This is a genomic window from Arsenophonus endosymbiont of Aleurodicus floccissimus (genome assembly GCF_900343025.1).
Taxonomy (GTDB): Bacteria; Pseudomonadota; Gammaproteobacteria; order Enterobacterales; family Enterobacteriaceae; genus Arsenophonus.
The window spans coordinates 1,038,263-1,056,631 of record NZ_OUND01000001.1; the positions used below are offsets into that span (position 1 = coordinate 1,038,263).

19 protein-coding genes and 5 pseudogenes are annotated in these 18,369 nt (G+C 39.8%); 16 read left to right on the top strand and 8 right to left on the bottom strand.

Going from position 1 to position 18,369, the window contains the following annotated elements; translation table 11 throughout:
• Window positions 1-134 precede the first annotated feature (134 nt).
• The 15 genes and pseudogenes from ARADI_RS05650 (at window position 135) to ARADI_RS05720 (ending at window position 9,122) form a co-directional block, all read left to right on the top strand.
• A complete protein-coding gene (locus ARADI_RS05650) occupies window positions 135-413 on the top strand; it encodes a neuraminidase-like domain-containing protein (protein ID WP_369406979.1) in 279 nt (92 codons plus the stop codon).
• A gap of 18 nt (window positions 414-431) precedes the next feature.
• Complete coding sequence (locus ARADI_RS05655) at window positions 432-635, top strand: hypothetical protein (RefSeq protein WP_147392367.1); 204 nt, start codon at window positions 432-434, stop codon at window positions 633-635.
• 18 nt (window positions 636-653) lie between these two features.
• The gene (locus tag ARADI_RS05660; RefSeq protein WP_119711413.1) at window positions 654-854 is read left to right on the top strand and encodes a neuraminidase-like domain-containing protein; all 201 of its coding nucleotides are present in this window, start codon (window positions 654-656) and stop codon (window positions 852-854) included.
• A 61-nt stretch (window positions 855-915) separates the two neighbouring features.
• Window positions 916-2,511 carry a hypothetical protein gene (locus ARADI_RS05665; protein ID WP_119711414.1) on the top strand — a complete coding sequence of 532 codons (1,596 nt, stop codon included), beginning with the start codon at window positions 916-918 and terminating at the stop codon, window positions 2,509-2,511.
• Window positions 2,512-2,607: 96 nt separating this feature from the next.
• Window positions 2,608-3,129, top strand: a complete 522-nt coding sequence (locus ARADI_RS05670) for a hypothetical protein (RefSeq protein ID WP_119711415.1) — start codon at window positions 2,608-2,610, stop codon at window positions 3,127-3,129.
• Window positions 3,105-3,488, top strand: coding sequence for a hypothetical protein (locus ARADI_RS05675; RefSeq protein WP_119711416.1), 384 nt, complete (start codon window positions 3,105-3,107; stop codon window positions 3,486-3,488). The genes ARADI_RS05670 and ARADI_RS05675 overlap by 25 nt, the downstream gene beginning before the upstream one ends.
• Window positions 3,489-3,596: 108 nt before the next feature.
• The gene (locus tag ARADI_RS19500; RefSeq protein ID WP_255420616.1) at window positions 3,597-3,728 is read left to right on the top strand and encodes a hypothetical protein; all 132 of its coding nucleotides are present in this window, start codon (window positions 3,597-3,599) and stop codon (window positions 3,726-3,728) included.
• Window positions 3,698-3,946, top strand: a complete 249-nt coding sequence (locus ARADI_RS05680; protein ID WP_119711417.1) for a hypothetical protein — start codon at window positions 3,698-3,700, stop codon at window positions 3,944-3,946. The genes ARADI_RS19500 and ARADI_RS05680 overlap by 31 nt, the downstream gene beginning before the upstream one ends.
• 43 nt (window positions 3,947-3,989) lie before the next feature.
• Window positions 3,990-4,556: pseudogene (locus ARADI_RS05690) on the top strand (Tc toxin subunit A-related protein).
• The gene (locus tag ARADI_RS05695; RefSeq protein ID WP_147392368.1) at window positions 4,526-4,783 is read left to right on the top strand and encodes a Tc toxin subunit A-related protein; all 258 of its coding nucleotides are present in this window, start codon (window positions 4,526-4,528) and stop codon (window positions 4,781-4,783) included. The pseudogene ARADI_RS05690 and the gene ARADI_RS05695 overlap by 31 nt, the downstream one beginning before the upstream one ends.
• Before the next feature lie 64 nt (window positions 4,784-4,847).
• The gene (locus ARADI_RS05700; RefSeq protein ID WP_119711419.1) at window positions 4,848-6,023 is read left to right on the top strand and encodes a SpvB/TcaC N-terminal domain-containing protein; all 1,176 of its coding nucleotides are present in this window, start codon (window positions 4,848-4,850) and stop codon (window positions 6,021-6,023) included.
• Window positions 6,024-6,047: 24 nt separating this feature from the next.
• Entirely contained in the window at window positions 6,048-6,323 is a 276-nt protein-coding gene (locus ARADI_RS05705) for a hypothetical protein (protein WP_119711420.1), read from the top strand.
• Window positions 6,301-7,578, top strand: a complete 1,278-nt coding sequence (locus tag ARADI_RS19505; protein WP_182853105.1) for a toxin TcdB middle/N-terminal domain-containing protein — start codon at window positions 6,301-6,303, stop codon at window positions 7,576-7,578. Before ARADI_RS05705 ends, ARADI_RS19505 begins: the two co-directional genes overlap by 23 nt.
• Window positions 7,579-7,612: 34 nt before the next feature.
• On the top strand, window positions 7,613-8,962 hold the full coding sequence (locus ARADI_RS19510; protein ID WP_119711422.1) for a toxin TcdB middle/C-terminal domain-containing protein: 1,350 nt from the start codon (window positions 7,613-7,615) through the stop codon (window positions 8,960-8,962).
• 10 nt (window positions 8,963-8,972) lie between these two features.
• Window positions 8,973-9,122, top strand: a complete 150-nt coding sequence (locus ARADI_RS05720; protein WP_182853106.1) for a hypothetical protein — start codon at window positions 8,973-8,975, stop codon at window positions 9,120-9,122.
• A 374-nt stretch (window positions 9,123-9,496) separates the two neighbouring features.
• Here ARADI_RS05720 and yfcD read toward each other — a convergent pair.
• Window positions 9,497-10,040: pseudogene (yfcD, locus tag ARADI_RS05725) on the bottom strand (NUDIX hydrolase YfcD).
• 864 nt (window positions 10,041-10,904) lie between these two features.
• Here yfcD and ARADI_RS05730 point away from each other — a divergent pair.
• A pseudogene (locus ARADI_RS05730) lies at window positions 10,905-11,826 on the top strand (TIGR01777 family oxidoreductase).
• On the opposite strand, the gene ARADI_RS05735 reads toward ARADI_RS05730, so the two are convergent.
• From ARADI_RS05735 to ARADI_RS05765, 7 genes and pseudogenes are all read right to left on the bottom strand, one after another.
• Window positions 11,819-12,391, bottom strand: coding sequence for a UbiX family flavin prenyltransferase (locus ARADI_RS05735; protein ID WP_119711423.1), 573 nt, complete (start codon window positions 12,389-12,391; stop codon window positions 11,819-11,821). The pseudogene ARADI_RS05730 and the gene ARADI_RS05735 overlap by 8 nt on opposite strands.
• Before the next feature lie 95 nt (window positions 12,392-12,486).
• The gene (purF, locus tag ARADI_RS05740; RefSeq protein ID WP_119711424.1) at window positions 12,487-13,998 is read right to left on the bottom strand and encodes an amidophosphoribosyltransferase; all 1,512 of its coding nucleotides are present in this window, start codon (window positions 13,996-13,998) and stop codon (window positions 12,487-12,489) included.
• A 14-nt stretch (window positions 13,999-14,012) separates the two neighbouring features.
• Window positions 14,013-14,503: pseudogene (gene cvpA / locus ARADI_RS05745) on the bottom strand (colicin V production protein).
• A gap of 192 nt (window positions 14,504-14,695) precedes the next feature.
• Complete coding sequence (dedD, locus tag ARADI_RS05750; protein WP_119711425.1) at window positions 14,696-15,313, bottom strand: cell division protein DedD; 618 nt, start codon at window positions 15,311-15,313, stop codon at window positions 14,696-14,698.
• Window positions 15,303-16,604, bottom strand: a complete 1,302-nt coding sequence (gene folC, locus ARADI_RS05755; RefSeq protein ID WP_439647091.1) for a bifunctional tetrahydrofolate synthase/dihydrofolate synthase — start codon at window positions 16,602-16,604, stop codon at window positions 15,303-15,305. The genes dedD and folC overlap by 11 nt, the downstream gene beginning before the upstream one ends.
• A 4-nt stretch (window positions 16,605-16,608) precedes the next feature.
• Window positions 16,609-17,562 carry an acetyl-CoA carboxylase, carboxyltransferase subunit beta gene (accD, locus tag ARADI_RS05760; RefSeq protein WP_119711426.1) on the bottom strand — a complete coding sequence of 318 codons (954 nt, stop codon included), beginning with the start codon at window positions 17,560-17,562 and terminating at the stop codon, window positions 16,609-16,611.
• 155 nt (window positions 17,563-17,717) lie between these two features.
• Window positions 17,718-18,355 (bottom strand): annotated as a pseudogene (locus ARADI_RS05765) (DedA family protein).
• Between the last annotated feature and the right edge of the window lie 14 nt (window positions 18,356-18,369).

The window sequence follows — 18,369 nt, forward strand, 5'->3', positions numbered from 1 at the left end:
TTTGGACCCATTTTTATTATCCTTAGCCACCAGCCTGTTAAATGCTCTTAACAAATCACAACTCAAAACCGTGAACGGTATTTTGGCTGAAAATCTCAGTCGCGCGCAATCTGGCTTATGTCGCTTACAACAACCTGGCGCTCACTAACCGAGATCAATTGTATGGCTATCTATTAATTGATAACCAAGATAGTTATCAAGTTACTACTAGCCAGATAGCCGCGGCCATGGCAAGCGTACAACTCTACATTAATCGCTGTATTCAGCAGCCTGGGTATGAGGTTGGTGTAAATTATTCTGCCCTGCAACGGCCATTTTTCCAACAGTGGGAACAATATAATCGCCGTTACAGTAGCTGGACTAGCATCAGGGAACTGGACTACTATCCGGAAAACTATATTAATCCGACTTAACGAATCGGCCAAACCCAGATGATGAATAAGCTGCTACAAGCGATTAATCAAAGTCAGTTAACCAGCGATATTGTTGAACAGGCTTTTCATAGCTACCTGACGGATTTTGAGTTGGTCGCCAATTTAACCATAATCAGTGGCTACCATGACCAATTAGATGTGCAAAAAGGTTTCACCTATCTTATCGGTGCCAACCAAGAAGCTTGGCCCAGCTATTCCTGAAATAAAGTTAATCATGATATGTTTATCAATCAGGGATTTCCGGCTGATGCCTGGACAGAGTGGCAAGCTATTATCGCCTCTGCCAAACCCTATCGAAATCTTATCCGGGCAGTTATTTTTAAATCACGTTTGTATCTGTTTTGGTTAGAACAGCGGCAGGTAAATATAGAAAAAAAAGATACTGGCCAAACAGTCATTTATTCCCGAATACACTTATGATCTAAAACATTCGCATATCCTTTACGATGGTAACTGGAGCACGCCATTTACTTATACCACATTGGATATTAATGATGAGCTTCTTACTCTTTTAAATAAAGATAAGCCAACTATTAATGAGCAAGTAGGTTTATTTGTTACCTATGACCTTACTCAAAAAGATATGTTGGTCATATTGTACCATAAACAACCAAAATATGATAAAGACGCTATGCCTACCGGGCAGTCATGGACAATTAACCAAGATTTCACTCTAACCAATAACGATGTTAAACAGACAGATTTTTTCCTTAGTCTATCAGTTATTTGGCGTGAGTTAGATACGACGATAGCTTTAAGTGTACCAACACCATTAAGCTATACTGTCCAGGTTCCTACTAATATTGTCGCCACTTCCCATTCCGTCGCACCAAAGATACCTAGCGGCCTTGCTCCGTTATCACACGGTTTAAGCCAATTATCACTGATAAAAGATATAGTTAATAATCAATATCACTTGAATGGTGTGATTGTCCGTATCGAAGCCAAAGGACAAGATAACAATTATTTAAATACTAGTGATCCCTATCTTGATCAATTTATGGATTATTTACAGCAAATATATCAACAAACTCCTTATGGCCAGGTTATCGTCAATTATTATAATGTGCCTAATTTTCCGACTAAATTCGCTTTTTTAACCGCAATATTAAAATTAGAGAGCAACAAATACACCGTAATCATCTATACCAGTAATACCTCATTCTTTGCCAGCTCTATTACTCGTATTTTTAATGGTATAACTTTACCATATAAAAAGGAGGGCCCCAATAACTGGCAAACCGATGTTATTGACGCGCCAGATAACAGCAATCTTGCTGATATCTATACTAAAGCCAATGGGCAGGGATTTACTGTCGACAGTAATCCCGTATCATCAATGCTTATCCAAAGGCCTTATAGATACACTTTAACAGCAAGATTCAATGGTACTATTCAAGCGACCCAAGAAATCATTGAAGATGATTTTTATTGGCCATTAGTGTTACATAATAAAGCATGGAATCTTCAATTAAATAAATTACCATCAACATCCTCTATAGAATTTATGGTAAGTGTAGCCGATCGCGATGGTGGTGAGCTGGGTTCCGTCAGCCACCTAATTCCTATCGAAAGCAAAGTCGTTGATGACACCCAACCTCTATTACTAAAAACGGCAATTAACAAAGCACAATATATGGAAGGTGGACTCAGTGATATTTATCAGTCTGACCAATCGCAAAAACATAGCGGTATTTATCAAGTTCGACTCAATACCCTGTTTGCTAAGGAATTGACTGCTCGTGCAAATCGTGAACTAGATACCTTATTAAACCTTGATACCCAATATATGCTAGAACCCGCCCTACCACGTAACGGCGTGCAAGTAACCTTAACGCTAAAACCCTATAATGAAATTATTCATAGCAGTAATAAAATCTTTAAACTTAAAGAAACAAATATTTGGCAAAATAATGATTCATTATTGCTCTATACCGGTGAACTCAGTGACCAGCCAACCACTGTGACCTGCTTCCTTAATCGCTATAATGATAACCTCTATTTAGAAGCTGGATATCAAAGTGGCAAACAACCGGATATTCTATTTCACAAAATAAACGGTATGAAAGAGTGGTAATTAGACAAAAATTATCATAATGGAACCTTCCCTGGCTTAGAAAACATTGATAACGTCGAAAGCTTCTTTGCTAAAGTAGACAATAAAACCGAACCAATGGACTTTGCCGGCGCTAATGCACTCTATTTCTGGGAACTGTTCTACTATGTGCCGATGCTGGTGATGAAACGTCTGTTCCAAGAACAAAATTTTGCTGATTCAGCCAGTTGGTTAAAATTTATTTTTAGCTCAGCCGGTTATAGTAACGGACGGCAAAATCAATACTGGAATACACGTCCATTCCTGGAGGATACCAGCTGGAATGAGGTGCCTGAATATCTCACCGATCCCGACGCGATTGCGCAAGCCGATCCGATGCATTATAAGTTATCGACTTTGATGAATATGATAGAGTTACTGATCGCCCGCGGTGATCAGGATTATCGTCAATTAGAGCGGGATAGCTTAGCGGAAGCAAAAATGTGGTATCTACAAGCGCTGGAACTGATGGGTGAAGATGAATCTTCATTACCAACAAGCTGGCAAAATCCAACCTTGAAAGAGGCCGCCGAATCAGAAGAACACACAATATTTAAACCAGAAAAAAATAGTAAGTGGCAAGAATTACTCCAACACTGACACAAAAACTGTACAATTTACGCCATAATCCCGCCATCGACGGTAAACCACTTTCTTTACCCTTATTTGCCACATCAGCTAATCCAGCAGATTTATTAAGTGCAGCAGTGGCTAATGCTCAAGGCGGTATTCCACTGCCAACAGATATCAACTTGGGCTTATACCGTTTCACACAAACGCTAGAAAATGCCAAAGTAGTGGTGGCACAACTTTCCAAGTACGGTAATACCTTACTTGGTATCATTGAACGGCAAGATACAGAAAAAATGGCGATGCTACTACAAACTCAAGGTTTAGCCTTATCTAAGAAAAGCCTGGAGATGCAAAAAACCACTCAAAATGAATTAAGCGAGGAATAAAATGCACTGCAAATTTCAATTACCTCCGTAAAAGAGCGCAAAAAACACTATAAAGAGCTGTATGATCAGAATATCAATCAAGGTGAACAAGAAGTTATCGATTTACACATGACGGCCGATATTTTAATGACCTCTGTCAAACCCGTCTATATGGCCGCAGCGTTAGCTAATCTGGCACCTAATATCTTTGGCTTAGCCGAGATGGCGGCATGCAATATTGTGCTGTTCCTACCGCTATAGCATTAGGAATTGAGACTGCCGCCAGTGGCATAATAACCGCTGCCGATAAAACCTCACAATCAGAGATATACCGTCGTCGTGAAGATTGGCAGCAGATGTATCAAACTGCTGACTACGAGGAGCAACAATTAACCGCCCATTTAGCGGCACTAAAAAAGGCAGCACTGCAGCTGATCAACAATATAGCTACCTGGAAACTCAGCAAACTAACACCTTAGATCAATTTAATTTGTTGAAAGGCAAATTCACTAATGAAGCCTTATTGAAGCCTTATATAACTGGCTACGTGGTCGCTTATCTGCTATCTATTTCCAATTCTATGATTTAGTCATTGCTCGCTGTCTACGTGCCGAAAGTTCATTCCATTGGGAAACCAATAAATCAACCCAATTTATTAAACCCGGCGCCTAGAAAAGTACTTATGCCGGCTTACTGTGTGGTGAAGCCTTAATGCTCAATTTAGTTACCATGGAAGAAGCTTATCTGAAATGGGAAGCCAGAGCACTCGATGTTGACCGTACAGTCTCTTTGGCTGAATTCTATCAGCATATGCCCAATGGATTTGATTTACGTGACACCATTCGAAAACTGATCAATGGCGAAAGTAGCGGGCCTATCGGCAATGACAATAATAAAGTCACTCTAGAGCAAAATACCTTATCTGCCACCATTAAAATTACCGATCTAAAACTGCTGAATGATTATCCCACTGATCTCAAGCTTGGCAACATGCGACGCATCAAACAAATTAGTGTGTCGTTACCGCCCTGCTTGGCCCCTATCAAGATATTCAAGCCGTGCTGGAATACACCGGTAATTTACAACTGAGTAATGGCTGTAAAGCCATCGCTATTTCTCACGGTGTTAATCATAGTGGCCAATTCCAACTTAATTTTAACGACAGTAAATACCTGCGTTTTAAGGGGATCCCAATCGAAGATCAAGGAGGATTAACTTTACAATTCCCGAATGCGACCGAAAAACAAAAAGCCTTATTAAATAGTCTAACCGATATCATCTTGCATATTCGCTACACCATTCATGATAATGGTTAATCACTATTTTGTATCGTTTAATTAATTTCGTTAGGCCCTGTTTAGGGCCTTATGGAAGTTTAAAATGCCTAATAATCCAAATAATCAAGATAAATTATCCATAGCGCCCCTTTCCTTACCGAAAGGTGGTGGAAGCTTACAAGGCATGGGAGAAACTGTTGGCACACCCGGCCCTGATGGTATGATGCATATTACACTACCTTTGCCTATTTCCAGTGGCCATGGTTATGCACCTGCATTGAGCTTAAATTATAACAGTGGCTCCGGTAACAGTGCCTTTGGCTTGGGGTGGGATATTCCTTTACTCACTATTCGTCGCCAAACCAGTCATGACCGGCCACTTTATCATCTAGACGATACTTTTATTGGTGTAGATAATGAAGTATTGATGATCGCCGTTGATCAAGCAGGTCAACCGATCCGTTATCAAAAAGATAGCTGGCAAAATATAAAACTAACCGAAAATTATCAAGTAACTCAATATCAATCACGCATCGGTACTGGTGCCGAACGGATCGAATATTGGCAACCAGTAGCAACTGAATCTTCCCAAATGCCTTTTTGGTTGATCTACTCACCCGATGGACAGATCCACTGTTTAGGTAAATCGGCTAACACCAGAATTTTTGACCCTAAAGAACAGCAACACATTGCCGTATGGTTACTGGAAGAGTCGGTTTTACCGACCGGAGAACACATTTTATATCAATATCAAGCGGAAAATGACCAAGGAACGTCTGAGCAGGAGCGGCTACAACATCCATCAGCAACAGCGCAACGATATTTAACAATGGTAAGTTACGGCAATCTTAGCGCCTATGCAGCGCCATATAGCTTAACCAACACACTACCACCAGCAACAGATTGGTTATTTTACCTCATATTCGATTACGGCGAACGCAGTAATCAAATCGATCAAACACCTGAATTTCTGCCTCAACAAGCCTGGTCTATGCGACAAGATCCTTTTTCCAGCTTTAAATATGGCTTTGAAATCCGTACCCGCCGTCTGTGCCAACAAGTATTAATGTTTCATGACCTACAACGACTACAAAGCTTACCTGCCGAAAACACCTCACCCACGCTGGTTCGTCGTTTGCAGTTAGACTATGACCAACAAGCGATTGTTAGCCAACTCATCAGTTACCAGCAACTGGCTCACGATGAAAATAATTCTCTAACACTGCCACCACTTAAATTTGATTATCAACCCTTTCGTCTACCACCTAATGGTGATTGACAACCCTTAATCGAATTTAATAGCATGAAAGATCAACAACAGTACTATCTGGTTGATCTCTATGGTGAAGGTATTGCCGGCATTCTGTATGAAGATAATTATGCCGAGTACTACCGTGACCCAATACGCGGCCAACCACAAACCGATGAAATTCATTATTCGCCAGCACAGCGGTTACCTAATATACCCACCCTGCTCAGTGGTGGCACTTTAATGGATATTAACGATGATGGACGGCTGGAATGGTTTTTCAGCCAGTTCAATATTGGCGGTTATTATGCCCAACAACCAACCAGATAGAAGCTGGAGTGACTTTATTCCACTACAGGCTATTCATACCGAATTACAAAATAACCAAGCCCAATTTGCTGACATTACCGGTGCAAGATTAGCGGATATTACTCTCATTGGCCCTAAAAGTGTGCGTTTTTATGCCAATCAGCGGATAAGTTTTGCCGCGCCAGTCAACTACCCGCAAGCCGCGTCTGTCAAATTACCGATTATTGGCAGAGATGAGCTCCAATTGGTCGCATTCAGTAATCTATTAGGATCAGGCCAACAACATTTGATCAGTATTCGTCATCATGAAGTGACCTGCTGGCCTAATCTTGGCCAAGGTCTATTTGGTGCCCCGATTCAGCTCAGTGGTTTTCAACAACCACAAGACAGCTTTGATCCAAAACAACTCTATTTAGCCGACCTGGATGGTTCCGGCACCACCGATATTATCTATTTAATGTCCGATCATCTAATAATTTACATGAATCAGTCAGGCAATAACTTGGCCACACCGATAACCATACCGCTGTCAAACGGTGTGGCTTATGATGATATCTGCCAATTGTGGATTACAGATATCCAGGGCTTAAGCGTCGCTAGTTTGATCTTGAATATACCGCATATGGAGCAAAAGCATTGGCGCTATGATTTAGCCAACCAAAAACCTTACCTCCTTAATCAACAAAATAATAATTGTGGCACCGATACCACTTTTTACTATCGCAGTTCGGTGCAATTTTGGCTGGATGAAAAACAGCAAGCAATTCAACAGAATAAAAGCTATGCCAGCCACCTCCCTTTCCCGATTCAGCTGCTCAATAAAATTAACCAACTTAACGAAATTACCATGAGTTGTTTTAGTCAAAGTGTTGATTATTTGCATGGTATGTATGATGGTATAGAGCGCGAATTCCGTGGGTTTGGCCGGCTTGATATTGTCGATTCAATCCAAGATGCAAAAGGCAATACCGACCAACGTAGTATGCCGTCATTATTAAGACAATGGTTTCATATCGGCAATATCGATGACCAAGCAGCTTTTGCATCAGAATACTGGCAAGGGGATAAACAAGCGTTTCCAGCTGGTAAAACCCGCCTTACCCAATACCAGCAAGGCCAAGATGTACCAATTATCTCTCCGGATGAACAGCAACGATTCTGGGCTTATCGATCATTAAAGGGCAGTCCACTGCACAGTGAACTTTATGGCTTAGATCAGGCCGCTGACGCTGAAAATCCTTATACCGTTATCAGGTTAGGCAAATTCCTGCAGTGACAACGAACAAAACCGGTTTAGCGATGGGGCCTCCATGTCATTAGAGCAATGGGATTACAATTATGAACGTATTACAGAAGATCCGCTTTATAGCCAAAACGTTAATCTTGCGTTTGATGATAATGGGGCAATAATACATAATGTTGCCATCAACTATCCACGTCGACCTATTAGTATAATTCCTCCCTCCATTTGGTTGCCAGACGGTAATTTTGAGCAGAGTTATGATCCCCAACAACTACTATTACGCATTAGCGAAAATAAAATCCGCTTCCACAATTTAAAAACACCAGAACAATGGCGATTAAATATTGCTGATATACAGCAGACAGATATGATCACTTTACCTGCCAGCGATGTGCCAGCTGAAGGATTTTCGCTTGAATCGCTGTTAAATCCTGATGGTATTTTGAGTGAAAACACGCCGCGAGAATATGCCGGACAAAGTAAAATTTACTACCTGGAAGGTGGCGATAATAAGCTAGTAGAAATCCCGACAATCCAAGCTTTAGTCGCTTTTACTGAGCAGGCCGAACTTGATAAGCAAAGTTTTCTGGCATTTGAACCAGTACTTAGCGCAAGTCAAATTGAAGCATATTTAACCAATGCGGGTTATATCAAAACCAAATACCTATTCCCGCGTCCAGGGGAAGAAACTGCTGATATCTGGATCGCACGACTTAACTATAGTGAATATTATGATGAAAAAGCTTTTTATTATCCTTATCGTCAGCGCCACTTATTATTAACCGGCGCAACCGATTATCAATGGGATAAATATTACTGCGTCGTAATAAGTACTACTGATGCCGCTGGTTTCTATACGCAAGCGGATTATAATTACCGTTTTCTTATGCCTTATAGCATTAAAGATATTAATGATAATATCAGTTATGTCGATTTTGATGCCTTTGGACGCATCTCTTCCAGTCGAATATGGGGCACAGAAGAAGGACAGCTAGCCGGATTTCCGCCTCCCGATGAAGTTCCTTTTATGCCACCAGACACAATTGACGCGGCTTTGAGCATGCCAACACCACAACCGGTTGCACAATTTTACTTCTATGCGCCAGCAGTGTGGATGAAACCGGCAACCAAAGATTTTATCTCAGCAGTCACTAATTCACAGCATCAATATAACCAAGTTGTCAATGAGCAAGGTTATGTAAATTTTATTGGCTACCAACGCTGGTTACGTAAAAGCAATACGCCAGTTGACAAAGTACAGTTAGCAGATGATACTGAAAGGCAATCGCCCTATATTTTAACTGTCAATACCGATCGTTATTATCCTGATGAGCAACAGCAGCAGCGACAACAGATCAACTTTATTGATGGCGCAGGCAGGTCTCTGCAAACTGCATTACGGGATACCCGCTGGTGATGCTTATATTGTGACCAAAGATGATCGTTTAGCCAAAAATAAACTCGGTAAGGCAAAACAGGCTTTCACCAGCTCGCGATGGGCAGTAACAGGTCGAGTAGAGTATGATAACAAAGGCTTAGTTGTCCACCAATATCAACCTTTTTTCAGTAATAGCTAGCATTATATTCTCGATAATAGTGGTCGTGATAGCTACTATGCCGACACTCATTATTATGATCCGCTAGGGCGAGAAACACGAACGGTTACCGCTAAAGGCTATGAGCGACGCCAACAATACTATCCCTGGTTGACGGTTAGTGAAGATGAAAATGATACGGCGACTGAAATAACAAATTAATAACTTATTTAAACCGATAGCATATTATCTAAAATAACAAGATAATATGCTATGATTTGCAATATAAGACTTTTATCACAAAATAATATTATTATATATTATCAACAAATAGATTGATAAATTACTGCTGATTCAATCTTATCACTACTACTTTACCATTATTTATTTTTGCTCATCAAAACTTAATCAACTTTCTAGCATAACTTGGTTTTTTGCGATTCATTATTATTGCGGGTGAAACAAAGCGACAAGGCTTTCAGTGAATGAGGGGGTAAATTCATGACGACGGGCATTAATCTCATCTGGCGTCAACTCAAAAACCGATTCTACTTCCGTTTCCTGTAATGCAAACGGGACATGACTGACACAGCTAAACAAACCACCCCACACCCGACATTGTGTTATTTCATAATAAAAAAGCCCATGCTCTGCAAAAGGTATATCAGCAATCTCCAACTCTTCTTCTGCCTCTCTCCTGGCTGCTGCCAGCATACCTTCACCACTGGTAACAACACCGACAGCGGTTGCATCAAATAAACCAGGATAAATATCCTTCATTTCAGTACAACGTTGGATCAAAATTTTGCCCATACCATCGTGCACAATAATATAAGCTGCACGATGAAATAAATTCTCTATTCTCATCTGCTGGCGTGTCGCCTGAGCAATCACTTTATTTTTATCGTCAACAATATCAATCCATTCTGCATTGACTACTTCGCTTATTACTCCTCCCATCTCGAACCTTTCTCATTTTTAAGCGGTCATCAATCTGTTTACTTGAGTCTAAACTCAGTAACTTGCTGATGCAAATTAAGTCTTAATTAGATAGCGATTGGCGCACTTTTTGCACCCTATTTTTTTACTACAGCTTAAATAAGCATAGCCTATTATTAGCAGATACAAAAGACTTTACACTGAGCCTAGGGATAGTTGAAATTAACAGTGAAATTACTCATAAAATCACATCAATTCTTTTTATAACATAAAGCAAAAATGATAATAAGCATTAAGCTAGCAAAATATAAAAACAAGATATACTAATTTTAGCCGCTAAATTAAACAATAAAAATTTACTGATATATATTAGCTATTTTAATATTAATTACTTTTATCTAGCGTCTGGTTTGTTTTTATAAATAACAACTAGTATCAATAATAATTAATCAAATATTTCTATTATCCTGCCTTTAATTTTAATGTTAATATATTAACAATCTGTAAAATAACAACTTATTGTTAAAATTAATTTATTGATGAATATAAATCTCTTTTCATAAAAAATTAAAATAAATAAGCTTAGCCAATATGATTTTTAGCATTGATTTAATAGTCTTACAAGAAATATGAATACATGATTATTACATAACTCACTATTTGGTTTTTTTAGTTTTAATTAATCAATAAGCCAACTAAAAATTAACATTTAAAGTGTTAAATAACATCAATTAGCCAAATTTAATGAATATTTTTTAAACAACGAAACGGCGACAATTTTACTGGCCAGCTTATTGATTGCACTCACAGATCTAATGATCTACTGTTTATTTAAATATCAATACTATAATTACTTATTTCATTATTGAAAACCACAGAGTGAGAATGAGGATTTTTATTACTGGCAGTACCGGCTTAATTGGCTCAAAACTTGTTCAACAACTGGTCATACATTCCCCATACTATCATCGTACTGAGTCGATCTTGCCAAAAAGTTTACACCCTATTTGGTCGACATGTTGATTGTCTGACAAGCTTAAATGAGATTAATAATCTTGAGGGTTTTGATGCCATTATTAATCTTGCAGGTGAACCGATTGCAAATAAACCATGGACTAAGGAACAAAAAATAATTCTGTATGAAAGCCGCTGGAAAATGACAGAACGCTTAAGCCAACTGATCAAAGACAGTAAAAAACCACCAAAAACGTTTATTTCTGGTTCAGCGGTTGGCTATTATGGTAATCAAGGGCAAACTGTTGTCACTGAATCCGATATGCAACATGCCGAATTCACTCACCAGCTATGCCAAAAATGGGAATCATTGGCATTACAAGCCGAAAGTGATAAAACACGCGTTTGTTTGCTACGAACTGGAGTGGTACTGGCGAAAGAAGGCGGTGTACTGAAGAAGTTGTTACCGATATTTAAAGCCGGATTAGGCGGACCAATTGGCAAAGGCAAACAATATATTCCCTGGATCCGCATTGATGACGTCGTCAATGCGATTAATTACCTGCTTGAGTCGCCTTCATTATCTGCTGCGTTTAATATTACTTCGCCCTACCCCGTGCATAATGATCAGTTCAGTGCAATACTGGCCGAAGTACTTAATCGTCCGGCACTGATCAGAACGCCAGAATTTGTTATTAAATCGATTATGGGCGAATCTGCAGCATTAATGTTAGGTGGGCAACAAGCGATTCCAAAGCGTCTTGAAGAAGCTGGATTTAAATTTCACTATATTGAATTAAAAGAAGCACTCGAGTCATTACTATTAACTACGTCGCAAGAGACCATTATTTAATACCTTTCCAACGAGTAAATAAGGTTTGTGGTAAGGTGATACCATATTGATCTAATATTCGATTGACAGTTTGATCGACAATGTCCTGTACGGTTTCTGGCTGATGATAAAAGGCCGGCATCGGTGGAAAAATTATCGCGCCAATCTGTATGACATTCATCATTAATCTCAAATGGCCTAGGTGCAAAGGTGTTTCCCTGACACCCAAGATTAATTTACGCTTCTCTTTTAAAACCACATCAGCCGCCCGCGTAATTAATGTATCGTTATAACTATTGGCAATACCAGATAACGTTTTTATTGAACACGGCATAATAATCATACCGGAGGTAATACATGAACCAGAAGAAATCGCCGCTGCAATGTCTCTATCTTCATACACAACATTTGCCATTGCTTGAACATCGCGTAGGCGATAAGAGGTCTCCAGCGCTATAGTCTGCTTAGCCGCTACACTGACAATTAAATGCGTTTCAACCTCAGCAACAGAACGTAAAACTTCAAGTAAACGAATGCCGTAAATTGCACCACTAGCGCCTGTCAATCCGATAATTATTCTCTGCATCATTTCTGCTCAATAATAACGATAAAATAGATTTCAGTATTGTCAGCTTAACGATATCCGTTAAAGTCTAACTTAATTCATACGATAACAACAAGTTAGCCTTCGTTGTAAATTTCCAAATTTTCAATCTCATTATGTTCTTTTAACTGATCGTTCTTACGCAGATTTTCCAGATAATCCAAGTAAGCTTGATCAATATCCTTGGTAACATAAACCCCATTAAAAACCGAACATTCGAAAGTAGTGATATCGGGGTTCTCCTCCCTAACTGCGGCAATCAGATCAGGAAGATCCTGAAAAATTAAATCATCCGCACCAATAAGTTGACGAATTTCATCCACTTCACGCCCATGGGCAATCAATTCATTAGCGGACGGCATATCAATACCATAAACATTTAGAAAACGAACTTCTGGTGATGCCGAAGCAAAATAGACCTTTTTGGCCCCAGCTTCGCGTGCTAACTCAACAATTTTTTCAGAGGTTGTTCCGCGCACAATAGAGTCATCAACTAATAAAACATTTTTACCCCGGAATTCGGCTCGATTGACATTCAGTTTACGACGTACCGACTTGCGTCTCTCCTGCTGTCCCGGCATGATAAAAGTGCGCCCCACATAACGATTTTTAACAAACCCTTGCCGATAGGGTTTACCCAAAATATAAGCTATTTCCAGTGCGCTATCACAAGATGTTTCAGGGATCGGGATCACAACATCAATCTCTAAATCCTGCCATTGACGGGCAATTTTGGCGCCCAATTTTTGCCCCATCCGCAACCGAGCTTTATTAACCGATATTTTATCGATAAAGGAATCCGGTCTGGCTAAATAGACAAACTCAAACAGACAAGGGGTTAATTGTGGATTTTCTGCACATTGCCGGCTGTAAAGTTCTCCCTGTTCAGTAATATAAATCGCTTCACCAGGCGCGACATCACGCAAGAACTCAAAACCAAGGGTATCTAAAGCGACACTTTCCGAAGCAACCATGTACTCATTTTGACCGTCTTCCAATGTGCGCTTACCCAGCATCAGAGGGCGGATACCAAATGGGTCACGAAACGCCACTAAACCATGGCCAATAATCATTGCAACACAAGCATAAGCGCCACGAACTTTATTATGCATCACAGCAATAGCGGTAAAAATATTTTCCGCAGTAAGCGGAAAATGATCAAATTGATCCAATTCATGGGCAAGAATATTGAGCAAGATTTCTGAATCTGAAAAAGTATTTACATGACGACGGGTCGTTTTAAATAACGTTTTTCTTAATTCATGTGCATTGGTCAAATTACCATTATGGGTCAATGTAATACCAAAAGGGGAATTAACATAAAAAGGTTGCGCTTCAGAAGCGCTGCAGCTACCCGCGGTTGGGTAACGCACATGGCCAATTCCCATTTTGCCCCGCAAACGCAGCATATGGCGGGTAGCAAACACATCTTTTACTAAGCCATTCGATTTACGTAGGCGAAACTGTTTATTTTCATCAATTGTTGCAATACCTGCAGCATCTTGCCCACGATGTTGAAGCACTGTTAGCGCATCATAAATTGATTGGTTAACTGGTGTAAAACCAGCAATACCGACAATACCGCACATCTACTTTTTCCTCATCAACCAAACGGAGTGATATTTTCAGGTAAAAAACTTGACACATTTTTTAAATAATCAAAAAACCATCTAATAATATGACTAAATTGGAGTATCAATTCAGAGCGTTGCCAATCTTCACTTTTTGGCAAGGGTGTAAAAGTATCCAGTAAAAACAGGATTGCCGACACAATCAATATACCGCGTAACGCACCAAAACAGACGCCTAACACGCGATCAGTACCTGATAATCCTGTTCGCTCGACTAACGAGCTAATCACATAATTGACTACCGCACCCACAATTAAAGTGGCAATAAATAAAATTGCAATACCATTTCTAATCAGCCTGTCATCAAAGCGGGTGAGATAAGTCGCCAGATAAGGATAAAATTGGCTGGCAACAAAAAAAAACACAACCCCAGGTAAGTAAGTGACAAAGCTTCTCGCACAAAACCACGAATTAAACTGACCAAGGCAGAAAAGCCAATAATAGCGTAATCAATCCAAACCATAATTTTAATCCCAAAAATTAAACCTTCAGCATGGTCGAAGGTATTCTAGCAGAAAACGAAAACGTTTGCGTTAGATATTTTTGCTGAAAAGTAGCAATAAATTGCGGCGAAAAGATAAATCATGATCGCCGCAGGAATAATTAATATAACTGTTTAGTATCAATATGTTTTATCTATTAGCACATATCCATTTTACGGTTTATAACCGTGTATTTGCCCCTGTAAGCCGGTTAAATCTTTCAATTCCGACAAACTGGACTGCAATTTATCTCTCGAAGCATTTGGGCCAACAAAAATTCGAGTCAATTGACCATTAATTAGTAATGATGGCTCGGTGTAAACCTGGTAGCCAAATAAACGTAATTTGGCAATAATCTCTTCCACTTTTGCTGCATTTTTCAGTACCGCCAACTGAATAACATAAGCCCGCGCCTGCGGTGCTTGAGTTTTCTCATTTGACTTAGTGATATGTTCTGGCACTAGCGCGGGTTTTTCAACTTTGACTGCTGGTTTAGGCTTTGCTTGTTGCTGAGCGGACAGACTATCTGCTGATTTGGCCTTCGAATCAGAAATGACCTCAGAAATCATGGCTTCTGCAGCGCTCGCTGAGGATGTCGCTAGTGGCTTCGGATTAATTGGCGCAATAGGTTCAATTTCATATTCATCGCTGGCTTTAGGCACCAAAGGGATCGCTGCAAATTCAGTTTCATTATATTTCTTATTACCATCCAATAATATGGGTAATACAATAACACCAACTGCAACAATAACAATCATTCCCACCAAACGGTTTTGAAACTTACTGGCCACTTAAATTTTCCTCTTTTGTCTGCAGTTCCATAACCTCTGCAACAGTATGAAATGAGCCACAAACCAACACAATGTCCTGTTTGTCAGCCTCCGCCATAGCCTGCAACCAGGCATCTTTGACCGTCGCAAATTGGTATGACGATTCAACATACTGCGCTAATTGCGCTACATCGGCACCGCGTATCCCAATTAATGAAGCGAGATACCATTTATCAACCTGCGCGGCCAAATAAGATAAAGTACTTTTTATCTCTTTATCGGCTAACATCGCTACAACGGCATGAACTTTAGTATTTTTCTGCCTGGGTAAGCGAGCCAGTTTATCGGCTAAATAAGCTGCCGCATGGGGATTGTGCGCAACATCTAAAATTACACAAGGCTGCTCGCAGATAATTTGAAAACGTCCTGGTAATTTCGCCTTAATCAATCCCTGCTGAATAGCGGGCAATGATATCGTCTGACCAATGGCATCACCCTGTTTGATTAAACAATCAATAATTGCCAATGCGGTTGCAGCATTGGCTAGTGCGACATTTGGCACAGGTAACTGTTTAAAATCGTGATCATGGGATCGCCAATGCCAATGATCATTTTGTAGTTCAAATTGCCAATCTACCCCACAACGAAATAATTTTGACTCTAAGGTTTGAGCCACTTCATTAATCGACTGCGGCATATCCGGTTCACCCACAACCGCATAGCGCCCTGAGCGAAAAATACCGGCTTTTTCGTAGCCAATCTGCTCACGATCACCACCAAGCCAGTCAGTGTGATCCAATGCAATACTAGTGATGGCAGCAATATCCGCATCAACGATATTGGTTGCATCTAACCGTCCACCCAAACCGACTTCTAAAATAACCACATCAAGTTTAGCTTGTTTAAATAACTGTAAAGCAGCTAAGGTGCCATATTCAAAATAGGTCAGCGTTGTTGTGCCGCGTTTAGATTCAATATCGACAAAAACCCGACAAAATTCCGCTTCAGGTAACATCTTACCCTGGATCCTAACGCGCTCAGTATAATCCAACAGGTGAGGAGAACTATAAACGCCGACTTTTAATCCCGCTTCAATCAGAATAGATTCCAATGTATGGCAAGTCGTTCCTTTACCATTAGTGCCAGCAACAGTAACGACTTTCGGGGCGGGATATAAAAGATCCAGCTGTCGAGCGACGACACCAACCCGCTCAAGCCCCATATCGATAATTTTGCTATGCTGCCGGGTTAAATAAGTTAACCAGGTAGCTAAAGAAGAGGTTACCCCTGGTATCATCAAGGTTTCAGATATCTTCTCATTTTTGATCTGATTTGTTGTCAATTTCGGGTTTCTCACGATAGGGTGGCTCCAGATCATCGTCAACTAAGTTAATAACATCAATTTGACTTGCATCTTGAACGGTTTGATGAGTGAGCATCGCCAGTATTTCGGCTAATTTGTCCCTCATTTCAGGCCGTCTGACAATCATATCAATCGCACCTTTTTCAATCAGAAATTCACTGCGTTGAAAACCTGGTGGTAATTTTTCGCGTACCGTTTGCTCAATAATCCGAGGACCAGCAAAGCCGATTAACGCTTTAGGTTCGGCAACATTAATATCGCCTAAGATGGCTAAACTTGCTGATACACCGCCCATAGTTGGATCGGTAAGTACTGAGATATAGGGAAGCCCTCGTTCCTGCATCTTCGCCAGTACCGCACTGGTCTTTGCCATTTGCATCAAGGACATTAATGCTTCTTGCATACGAGCACCGCCACTGGCAGAAAAACAAACTAACGGACAATTATCTTCCAGTGCTTGCTCTACCGCACGCACAAAACGTGCACCAACAACTGAAGCCATTGAACCGCCCATAAAAGCAAATTCAAAAGCGGCTACAATAACTGGCATACCTTTAAGCGAGCCTTTCATCACGATTAAAGCATCTTTTTCATGTGTCGCTTTTTGTGCTGCTGATATGCGATCTTTGTATTTCTTTGAATCACGAAATTTTAAAATATCTTTCGGCTCTAATTCACTACCTAATTCAGCCGTGGTTCCTTCATCAAGAAAAGAGGACAGACGTTGACGGGCTGAAATACGCATATGATGATCACATTTTGGACATACGGCTAAATTACTTTCTAATTCAGCGCGATAGAGTACTTGCCGGCAGCTATCACATTTTGTCCAAACCCCTTCAGGGATACTCGCTTTACGGGTCTGGCTAATATTGCTTTTATTAAGAATCTTTTCAATCCAGCTCATTAATAGACCTTTCTGTCTGAAATTACATTATCAGTCTCATTATTATGTTAATCATTAAACCACAATGACAAAACATAGTGGATAAAAAACTGATCAAACCTGCTAATGACTATCTATTTTTTTGGTTTAACAACCTGTTTTTCTTTTATTGATGATCAACGATAGCGCCAAATCTCAATAATACTCGGCAGAGTAGAAATTAAAATAATTGCCATAATTAATAATTTTAAATTCTGCCGAACAATTGGCAAATCACCAAAAAAGTAACCCGCGTAAGTAAATAATAGAACCCGTATTAAAGCCCCGGCCACATTATAAAAAGCAAAATGCCGATATGACATTTTTCCCATCCCTGCGACAAATGGAGCAAACGTTCTAATGATAGGTATAAATCTAGCTAAAATAATCGCTTTACCACCATGTTTTTCATAAAATTGGTGTGTTTTTTCCAAATAAATCCGTCGAAAAATTTTTGAATTAGAATCGCTAAATAGACGCTCGCCGAATAAACGACCAATAGTATAATTAACCGCATCACCAATAATTGCTGCAATAATTATTAATACTACCATTAAATGAAGATTAAGATCATTGCTCTCCAGTGCCGTTAATGCGCCACAGCAACAAATAATAGGGAGTCACCCGGTAAAAAAGGCGTAACAATCAATCCAGTTTCACAAAATACTATCAAAAATAGAATGGCATATAGCCAAATGCCATATTCTGCAGCCAGCTCAGCTAAATGAAGATCGATGTATATAATAAAATCAATAATAAAAGTAATAAATTCCATAAAAAATCCAACAG